A 9,501-nucleotide genomic window follows, 5' to 3' on the forward strand; every position below is an offset into this window, starting at 1 on the left:
TACCGTAGTCGAAGGCAAAAAAATATTGCTTATTGATGATGTCAACGATACAGGAAAAACATTAATCACTGCACGTGACTACATACAAGCCATGCATCCTGCCTTACTTAAAACAGCGGTGATTCACGAAAAGCCAAACACTATATTTAAAGTCGATTTTGTGGCTGAGAAAATAACAGAATGGAAGTGGTTAATCTATCAATGGGCAGTTACCGAGGATGTTCTTGCCTTTCTTTATAAAGATAATATGTTAGAAGAAAATGAAGAAGTTGCGCATGCTCATCTAGCTAAAAAATATAAGCTCAGCATTGATAAAAAATATTTTCACGATATTTTGCAATTAAAGGAAAATTATTACAAGACGCCCTAAGCAAGGAAGATTAAAATGCCTGGAAAATCTCCGTTAAGAATTTTTTTAAGTGGCGATGTAATGACCGGTAGAGGTATTGATCAGATATTAACACACCCTTCTGAACCTCAAATTTACGAATCTTATATTCAAGATGCCAGAAATTATGTTTTACTAGCTGAACGCATTAATGGAAAAATCCCTCGCTTTATTCATGGAGATTACTTATGGAACGATGCCTTAAAGGAACTGGGTTACAGACAACCCGATGTAAGTCTCATTAATTTGGAAACTAGCGTGACAAGTGATGGTACCCCTTGTATTAAAAAAGGGATCCAGTACCGAATGCATCCAAAGAATATTGAGGCTATAACAAAAGCAAAGATTAATGTGTGTTCCCTGGCCAATAACCATATTTTAGATTGGGGTGTTACTGGCCTTTGTGAGACACTTGAAACGTTAAATAAAGAACATATCGCTCATGCAGGAGCTGGACACAATATACAACAGGCACAAGCTCCAGCCATTCTTTCTATTCCCAAGGCTGCAGGACAAATTCTGATTTTCTCCATGGGAACAAGCACTAGCGGTATTCCAAAGGATTGGGGTGCTACGGCAACTCAAGCAGGAGTTTGGTTACTTAACGATTTAGATACTGCAATGATTAAACAAATAAAAAAGACGATAAGAACCATATAATGCATCACCAACCACTGCGTCTGGTTTGACTCGAATTCATTGATTAAATTTACGAAAACAGCAGCCCGTTAAATTTTACAGCTCGTCATCTACCCCCCAGCTATCAGTAGCTAAATCTGCTGAAGATGAACTTTTTGAATTATGCTGGGAGGCCAAGGATATGGATAGAATTGAACAACTACTTCTATATGAACCAGAATGAAAACGTTAAGTTCATTCAATAAAAGTGAGAGATCAGATCACGCATGCAGGCCGTTCTCGATGGAAAATTGAGAATGAAACATTTAACATGCCGAAGAATCAAGGATATAATTTTGAGCACAAGCACTGGGCGTTAATTAAGCGTCCTTGCTTTGTACTATCTACTGACGTCTATAAGGTTGAATTTAGCCCAAGTAGAATTTATTCAAAATTGAGTTACCATGCCTGCCACTAAACTATTTGCTTAAATTTAATTCAATTAGACCCACTAAAAAAATAACTCAGTTTAAGAGGGTATTGCTGCCCTTTAACTTTTTTGTTTTACATCTACCGTGCCCAATAGTAACATAGTTCTTTTTTTGACCAGGTATCATCATGCTAGATCGACTAAAGAAACAGTGGGAAACACATGCTCTTGATTTGCAAAACTTATTCAAACAGTGTGAGGAACTAGCGACCCAGCTTAAAGCTCCGCCAGAACATTCACAAAGCAGTTCGCGACCGAATAAACAACGTCTTTTAGAAGAGATCCAAAATATAGCGATAAAGCTAGAAAAGGTTTACCCCAAAAAACTGCAATACTTTATTTCACTACTCAAAACTGCCCAAATCCCTGCTTCAGATGAACAACAAAAAAACAATTTGATTGAGGAAATCAAAAAGCAACAGCTGTTTTGCCTCGATCACACAATCCAGGCTAATCTATTGATCTTTAAGGATCAGTTTGACACCCTTATTCTTGATGAAAATTTTCGAGAACCCCTTCCAGAAACCAATATTGATGTTTATATCAGCGAAAAAGCTAAGATGGAACGAGTCAAAGAAATGATTACCAGGCTCAATAAAGAATTTAGTCCAGCCTTAACTAACAGCTATAAACAACTATCAGCCTTAGCTCAGAACTCTGAAGAGGGAGAGTTGATTAAAATTCGTCTTAAAGAAATCAAAAAGAACATCTATTTCTGCATCTACTATGAGATTAACCTTCAACATATTCTATTAAAGATAGATATTCGCAAGGCCCAAACTAACCGCCATATCCCTAGGCAAAAGCGGATAGACGAACTATCCACTTTTTATCCAAATATTGTGATTGCTTGGACAAAATTGCAACGTCATCAAGATAAACTTAAACAACTTTTTCCCGAAGACCAAACCCAAATCCCCAAACTGATTGAGAATATTTCCTTAGATCGCCTTGTATTTTTTGTTTTAACTCTTGATGAACTCAACCCTGAGAAATTGTCTGACCCCAAGGTAAAAAATCTAGTAAAAGAAGCGTACCGAAATAGAGTTCCCCTCAGAGCCTATCAATTATTTGAAGACGCCTTTAAAACTGCTCAAAAGAATGAAGACCAACTAACCCAATATGAATTAAAAAGAGCCCAGGCTTATCAGCAATATAAATTAATAACCGATTTTAAAGTTCATCATAAGGGGACTACTATGATGGAGGTTGCAAAATGCATTACTAGCGCCTATCAGCAAGCACTAGACTTAGTCCCAGACCTAAAGATGGATAATAGTTCCCGCTTTTCCTTGGTAGAAACGCTATCGGGCGAACTAAGCTTTGTTATCTACCAAATGACGCACTTGGGTTATAACTACAGCAAATTCCCACAAGCTGATCCAAGTCAGTGGTTTGCGGAAACAGAAAAACTGATTCATATCGGGAAAACATTAAGTAAACCCTCTGCCTTTAAGTGCTTTCATAGTCAATTTGCTGCAGCCGAAAAAGATTTAGTGAAAATTAAAGAGGAAGTAGCAACGCTTAAACAAAAAGAGGCTGAGGAAAAAGCCTTAAGACAAGAACAAGACGCTGAGGTAGCAAAAGCGAGAAAGGAATATGAAGCAGAAGTAGAAAAAGCGAGAGAGGAATATGAAGCTCAATTGTTAAAGGAAAAGAGCTTAAGACAAGCACAAGCTCAAAAGAAGGCAAACCTAAGTATAAGCCCTGATAGTCAAGAAATAAGAACCCTTCCTGACTGCCAAGAGGAAGAATTTTTAGAGTTGCAGGTTGAATCCCTTACCCAAGACAGGCCTATTCGATTAAAGGCTAAACCTGTTGTTTATAATCCCCAACAACTAGAAAAAGAGTTAGCAAGAGCTGAAAAGAACAGAAACACCTTTGCTCAGATTCAATTAAACTACAAACTAGCAGATTACCATCGTCTCGCCTTTTTCCTGCAAACGCAGGTTAACGAAGCTATCAAGCACCTTCGTAACAATAATGCTTATCTCAAGAAAACCCTCTCTTTACTCGAAGAATGGCAGCCGATACATAAAGCAGAAACTATAGAAAAGAAAGTTAAAAGCATTCAGCTTAGAGCAAAACGAATTCTTAATGAAATGACAGGACAACTCGAAAAATTGCTGGCCAAGCAGGAAGCCAAACTTGCCTATCAAAATAAATGTCGGCAACAAGCCATGGAAAGCATTGTTGAAAAATACGGTTATACAGCCTGGTTCAAAGATACCCCCTTTGACTGGAACAACCTTTCCCCAAAGGCTAAAGCACGCCTGATTAATCTAGATGATATCCTAGACATGATACAACTTAAGAATAACTTCCAGAATTTGTCTTCCTTCGCACCAGAAAAGAGTAAAGATAAGTCTGAGCCTCTCTCTGAACAAACCAAACCTTCTCAAAAAAGCACCGCAGCCCTCCCTGCTAAGAAAGAGCAAGAGGTTGCCCCTCAAATATCTGCACCGTCTACCCAAAATTGGGCAGCTGTCGTTCAACGATCAGAAACAAGTCAATCAACAGCCTCCTCAGTATCTCAAACCAAGAGTGAGCAGTATACACAAAAACCAGCCCAAAGCAGCTGGGTCGGCATAGTTGCTGCGCCTAAAAAAGAAGCCCCCATCAAAATTCTGCAGAGACCCACTCAATCAACAATACCAAGCAACCAGAAAACCCAACCATCAACCCATCTAAGCTCACAAAAGCAAAGCATAGGACTCGATGCCCTTGAGCGTTGTGATCGCAAACGTGATTTCATCAGAGAAGATATGGGTAGAAAGAAAAAACGTTTATCAGGCGACTCCTTCTTTCAGCCCAGAAAAGAAGAAGAACGCAGGGCTAAACTCGAAGGAGGTGGCCGCGGGCCCACACCGGATTCGTTTAGCCCATCAGTTGCTGAGGAATTCCGCACAGCAAAGCCCTAGCTCATAAAACCACGCTTTGCTTTTTATTTTACCGTTGCCTTCTCTGTGCATACAATATGCTCTCTTTTTATACAAAAGAGAGCATATTGCTAGAACGGCTAAAGGAACAATGGAAAACACATTTTATTGATTTACAATAATCAATGGGGCAAACTCGAATGGCACTAGGTTAAGATTTTTTTCAAGCGCCATTTTTATATAACGCCCTTGCCATCTGCAGTAAAGGGAAGGGTTTTGGCCTTCGTTTGATACTTCTAGGCTCATCCCTTCCTGGGCGATTAGCGACTGTTTTAGACGCTAAGGAATGGGCTAACTGGCTTCGTTGTTCAGGGGATAGCAGTAAGGTAAATGAATCAAAAGCCCTAAGCAACTGTAGTCTGCGCTGCTATCAGGGCTATTGGAATAGCCTGCTCCTGCTTTTTAGCATTTTGATTGCTCAGGGTATCAGGCATAGACACAGTGGAACCATCAACTATTTTAAATGATGATTTTTACTTAAAATACTGGTACAAATACTCACACGCACTTCCTTGGCTTTTTATGATTTCTTCGAAAAAAGCATAATAACCGCTTTGGATGTGCGCACTCAACATACCCTAATGTTTTATAACACTTTTTTCCTTAACTTAGTGCTATGCGAGTCTGCCCCCATTGATTTCCAAAGTCACTTCCGGTGAAAAAATACGCTTCCGGTATTTCATATTGTTCATATGGCGAGAAAGATCTTCCTTTGTGAGCATATCACTAAAGGGGAGCGCTTTACTGCTTTTTAGCCTGGATACTACATTTTATCTTGTTTCAATCCACGCACCCGCACGGGGTGCGACGGTGTTAGCAGCCTTAACATGCATGTCGCACCAAATGTTTCAATAGAGCTCTTGCATAACCTCACAAAAAAGATAAAGGCTAGCTTTTATCCAATCTTCAATCCACCTTCGGTAGCTCATCAAATCGTTTCAAATCTGTAACTTTATCTTCCCAAGATGAGCGACTGGCGTAATAAATATGAGCTGTTGGCTCTAGAAATGTATCATCATCTATTGTCCCTACTGGTAAAACCACATTAGAGTCATCCTCCAGCCTAGGAAGTGGGCTACCACAGGTATTACAGAATGCGCGTTGCTTCCTTGTCCCTTCCAACTTGAAATAGGTAATATTCTCTTGGCCTTTTACCCATAATAATTGAGCATTATTAAAAAAAGCATTGGCGCCATGAATTGTACCACTCTCTTTTCTACATCGGCTGCAATGACATAAATACATCGCTTTTGGCTTTTCACCCATAATGATATAGCGGCAGGAACCGCATAAACACTCACCTTTATATTGACTCATTACATAATCTCTCTAAAGTTCAAAATTATAAATTCCAGCAATCAAATTGAATCTCAAACCAAATCGTTTCCTTCTGTTTCGGTAACGATCAGCGATAATTTTAAAACGTTTAACCATGCCGATCACATTTTCGTTTGAAACCCGTTCACAGGATAACTCACGATTTTTCTTTTTATCTTCTTTGGTCAAGGGATTCTTTTTTGTCTTTTTCTTTGGCAGTGCCGAGTTTTGATGTAGCTTATGTATCCCTTGATAGCCTGTGTCTGTAAGACTTTTAATTTCAGGATGAATATGTACACCAGATTCCTTAAACAACCTAAAATCATGTCGTTTACCGTTGGAAAAACTTGTGCAAATAATTGCTTTTTGCTTCTTATCCACGATAATTTGTGTCTTTAGCGTATGTCTTTTCTTTTTGCCTGAGTAAAAGTGTTTTTGGTTTTTTTGGGGCGTTCAATGGGACTTTCCGTTGCATCAATAAGCACAACTTCATATTCAACGTCACTTTTAAGTAACGCTTTACGCCCAGGCAATGAGAATTGCCCATCTTTAATAAGAGTGTCTTCAACCCAACGTATATTTCGATAACAAGAGCTCTCACTGATACCGTAGCTACGTGAAATATGAAAGTATGTTCTATATTCGCGCAAGTACTCTAGGGTCATAAGCAGTCTATCTTCAATTGCCAATTTATTTGGTTTGCCGCCTTGAGCTCTAAGAATAAACTCTGCCTCTCTCAATATCCTTATCATCACATCAAAAGTTGTGCGTTTAATCCCTGTAAGTCTACGAAAATCATCTGAAGACTCTTCTTTGATTTGCTCAAACTTCATCAACATCCTTGCCAAAAATTAACAAGTTTAATCAATTCTTGATGTTATGCAAGAGCTCTAATCCACGCACCCGCACGGGGTGCGACTCATGATGTTATGCTCTTTGCACCTATAGTCCGGTGTTTCAATCCACGCACCCGCACGGGGTGCGACTCGATCGACACACACTTCCACCCTTTAGGAGCTACGTTTCAATCCACGCACCCGCACGGGGTGCGACTTTGGGATACAACACTTTGCCAGAACAGTATAGTCGTTTCAATCCACGCACCCGCACGGGGTGCGACAATGACAGTTTTGATTTTCCATCGGAGTGGCTCGTTTCAATCCACGCACCCGCACGGGGTGCGACAGAAGTATTAGAGATGTACTTAGACCATATAGCAGAGTTTCAATCCACGCACCCGCACGGGGTGCGACACACTTAATAGATATACTTAATGCGATACGTAGTAATGTTTCAATCCACGCACCCGCACGGGGTGCGACATGGCAAGCGCAGGACTTGCACTTGTGGACAAAGGTTTCAATCCACGCACCCGCACGGGGTGCGACACTATACTCTTCATATATACGACCTGAACTAGTTTGTTTCAATCCACGCACCCGCACGGGGTGCGACAGCAACAATTTAGGCAAGACTTAAGTAATCTCAATGTTTCAATCCACGCACCCGCACGGGGTGCGACACCCGCATTTCGCCCTGTGATAGCACCTGCTGAACCGTTTCAATCCACGCACCCGCACGGGGTGCGACTTTATGACGAAGGTGACATATGGCAACAGACTGGGGGTTTCAATCCACGCACCCGCACGGGGTGCGACTACCCCTACACTGCCATTTGATATTACATATGCCCTGTTTCAATCCACGCACCCGCACGGGGTGCGACGATATAAGTAGTCCATAGACTGATCGGATAAGCCTAGTTTCAATCCACGCACCCGCACGGGGTGCGACGGCACTGCTAATAGCTAGATATGGATGGAGTATAGATGTTTCAATCCACGCACCCGCACGGGGTGCGACCCAATCACTGATGCGATTGACTATAAAGTAACAGGTTTCAATCCACGCACCCGCACGGGGTGCGACGGTTAAAGATATAGATAATAGATTAGCAGTAGTGCCGGTTTCAATCCACGCACCCGCACGGGGTGCGACCATGTAAAATAGTCATACTCTTTTTTAAAAGTAGGGGTTTCAATCCACGCACCCGCACGGGGTGCGACGATTTCCATACTGATAATATTTTTATCAAAGGTTATGTTTCAATCCACGCACCCGCACGGGGTGCGACTTTACAATTGATTACTAGCCTGGTGATAGTCATTATGTTTCAATCCACGCACCCGCACGGGGTGCGACGCCCCATAATCCACACTATCTGTGCGTCATTACAAGTTTCAATCCACGCACCCGCACGGGGTGCGACAAGATTCTAAAGGGGTACCACGTAGGTTTGTTGGTGTTTCAATCCACGCACCCGCACGGGGTGCGACTTACCACCTAGTAATACATTAAAAAATAACGAAAAAAAAGCGATATTCCGCTAATGTATTTTAAAAATACACATCATTAATTAATTAAAAATAGTTCAAAAAAATAATACTTAAATATCAATTAATTAGATTTCGCTAACCCCCTGGGGTTTTCATGAGTACTAATGGTTAGCGGATCACAATATTAATGGATCCCACAATGGATCCGGGATTACTTTTGCGCCTACATGCTCAACTTTATTTTTTCCTTTCTTGCCAAGAAAATAAAATCGCAAACTATCAACTTGGGGATCAATTAGTTCCATTAGTTTCTTTTTTAAGGTAACAAAATGCTCCGGATCAACCTCACACTCAAATACTGAATTTTGTACTCTTAAACCATAATCAAGACAAATTTTTGCAATATTACGCAGACGCTTTTGACCACCTGGCGTCGTTACGTTTACATCATATGTAATAAGTATAAGCATAATTATTTCATTAAATAAGGTGGATAGAATTTAGTATCACCACGTAGATGACGCGCGAGTAACAAAGATTGGCAGTGCGGTAATAAACCAAGCGGTATTTGCTCTTGTAAATAAGGGTGTATGATTTCAATTTGTTTGCGCTCTTGGTACGCCGCTAATAATAATTTCCGAGCTTCGTCATTTAGGCGCACCACACCGCTGGATTCGGTCACAAAATCTCTTAACTGTATTTGTTTACGGTTAATTAATGTTAGCACAAAACGATCAGCCCACGCAGCACGAAACTCTTCGAGCAAATCTAGCGCCAGGCTTGCTCTACCGGGTCGATCCTTATGTATAAACCCAACATAGGGATCAAGACCAACTCCCGACAAGGCGGACATACATTCCTGGGTTAGTAACGAATAAACAAATGATAATAGAGCATTAACAGGATCCGTTGATGGACGACGCACACGAGAAACAAACTCAAATCCAGTATTACGCAGTAACATGCTGAAAACACCAAAATAGATTGCCGCCGCTTCCCCTTCTATTCCTATCAATTGTTCCACACTAAAGGCTAATTGCAAACGTCGTAAACTATTAGACAGTTTTTCTGCCGCTTGATGCAACAAAATATTTTCACCATGATTACGAATTTCGCGTAACAGTACTGAACGACTGTTCGCTATTTTTGCACCAATCATAACACGTGCTATTGAAATAGATTTTTCCTGTTCATCTGCATACCTATATTGTATCCTTCGCAACAATACGTTCCCAGTTTCTCGGCCTATAACACGTGCAAGAAACTTACCGTATACTGAATAAAATGATAGGCCAATACCTCGTTCACCACAAAATCCCATCAGTGCAGGTGATATGGATACCTGCCCAAAACATAAAATATTTCCTATTGTTAACACAGGAAACTGGCCAAGTTTTTCATTGCCTTGCATAA

At 40.7% G+C, this 9,501-nt stretch carries 7 protein-coding genes and 1 CRISPR repeat array; of the genes, 3 read left to right on the top strand and 4 right to left on the bottom strand.

Annotated elements, in window-relative coordinates; genetic code table 11:
* The 3 genes from LDG_RS17700 to LDG_RS17710 form a co-directional block, all read left to right on the top strand.
* A partial coding sequence (locus LDG_RS17700; protein ID WP_267878856.1) for a phosphoribosyltransferase occupies positions 1-370 on the top strand: 370 nt, incomplete at its 5' end.
* A 15-nt stretch (positions 371-385) separates the two neighbouring features.
* Complete coding sequence (locus LDG_RS17705) at positions 386-1,048, top strand: CapA family protein (protein WP_006872848.1); 663 nt, start codon at positions 386-388, stop codon at positions 1,046-1,048.
* A gap of 843 nt (positions 1,049-1,891) precedes the next feature.
* Complete coding sequence (locus tag LDG_RS17710) at positions 1,892-4,417, top strand: coiled-coil domain-containing protein (protein ID WP_148263608.1); 2,526 nt, start codon at positions 1,892-1,894, stop codon at positions 4,415-4,417.
* A 924-nt stretch (positions 4,418-5,341) separates the two neighbouring features.
* Here the strand turns inward: LDG_RS17710 and LDG_RS17715 are convergent.
* From LDG_RS17715 to cas1c, 4 genes are all read right to left on the bottom strand, one after another.
* On the bottom strand, positions 5,342-5,752 hold the full coding sequence (locus tag LDG_RS17715; RefSeq protein ID WP_040536560.1) for a GFA family protein: 411 nt from the start codon (positions 5,750-5,752) through the stop codon (positions 5,342-5,344).
* Positions 5,753-5,764: 12 nt separating this feature from the next.
* Positions 5,765-6,585 (bottom strand): IS5 family transposase gene (locus LDG_RS19135; protein ID WP_085955958.1). Its coding sequence is split into 2 segments (ribosomal slippage): positions 5,765-6,192 and positions 6,192-6,585, totalling 822 coding nucleotides; the frame shifts between segments, so codons are not numbered across the junction.
* A gap of 54 nt (positions 6,586-6,639) precedes the next feature.
* Positions 6,640-8,088: direct repeats of the CRISPR family, unit length 32 nt; unit sequence GTTTCAATCCACGCACCCGCACGGGGTGCGAC.
* A gap of 176 nt (positions 8,089-8,264) precedes the next feature.
* Complete coding sequence (cas2, locus tag LDG_RS17730; RefSeq protein WP_006872856.1) at positions 8,265-8,558, bottom strand: CRISPR-associated endonuclease Cas2; 294 nt, start codon at positions 8,556-8,558, stop codon at positions 8,265-8,267.
* 2 nt (positions 8,559-8,560) lie between these two features.
* On the bottom strand, positions 8,561-9,501 hold a 941-nt coding region (gene cas1c / locus LDG_RS17735; RefSeq protein WP_083821508.1), incomplete at its 5' end, for a type I-C CRISPR-associated endonuclease Cas1c.

The organism is Legionella drancourtii LLAP12, assembly GCF_000162755.2.
Classification (GTDB): Bacteria; Pseudomonadota; Gammaproteobacteria; order Legionellales; family Legionellaceae; genus Legionella; species Legionella drancourtii.

Bases quoted from the DNA above. Each gene is read 5' to 3' on its own strand.
- LDG_RS17705 (WP_006872848.1), top strand. From the start codon at position 386: ATGCCTGGAAAATCTCCGTTAAGAATTTTTTTAAGTGGCGATGTAATG.
- LDG_RS17715 (WP_040536560.1), bottom strand. From the start codon at position 5,752: ATGAGTCAATATAAAGGTGAGTGTTTATGCGGTTCCTGCCGCTATATC.
- cas2 (WP_006872856.1), bottom strand. From the start codon at position 8,558: ATGCTTATACTTATTACATATGATGTAAACGTAACGACGCCAGGTGGT.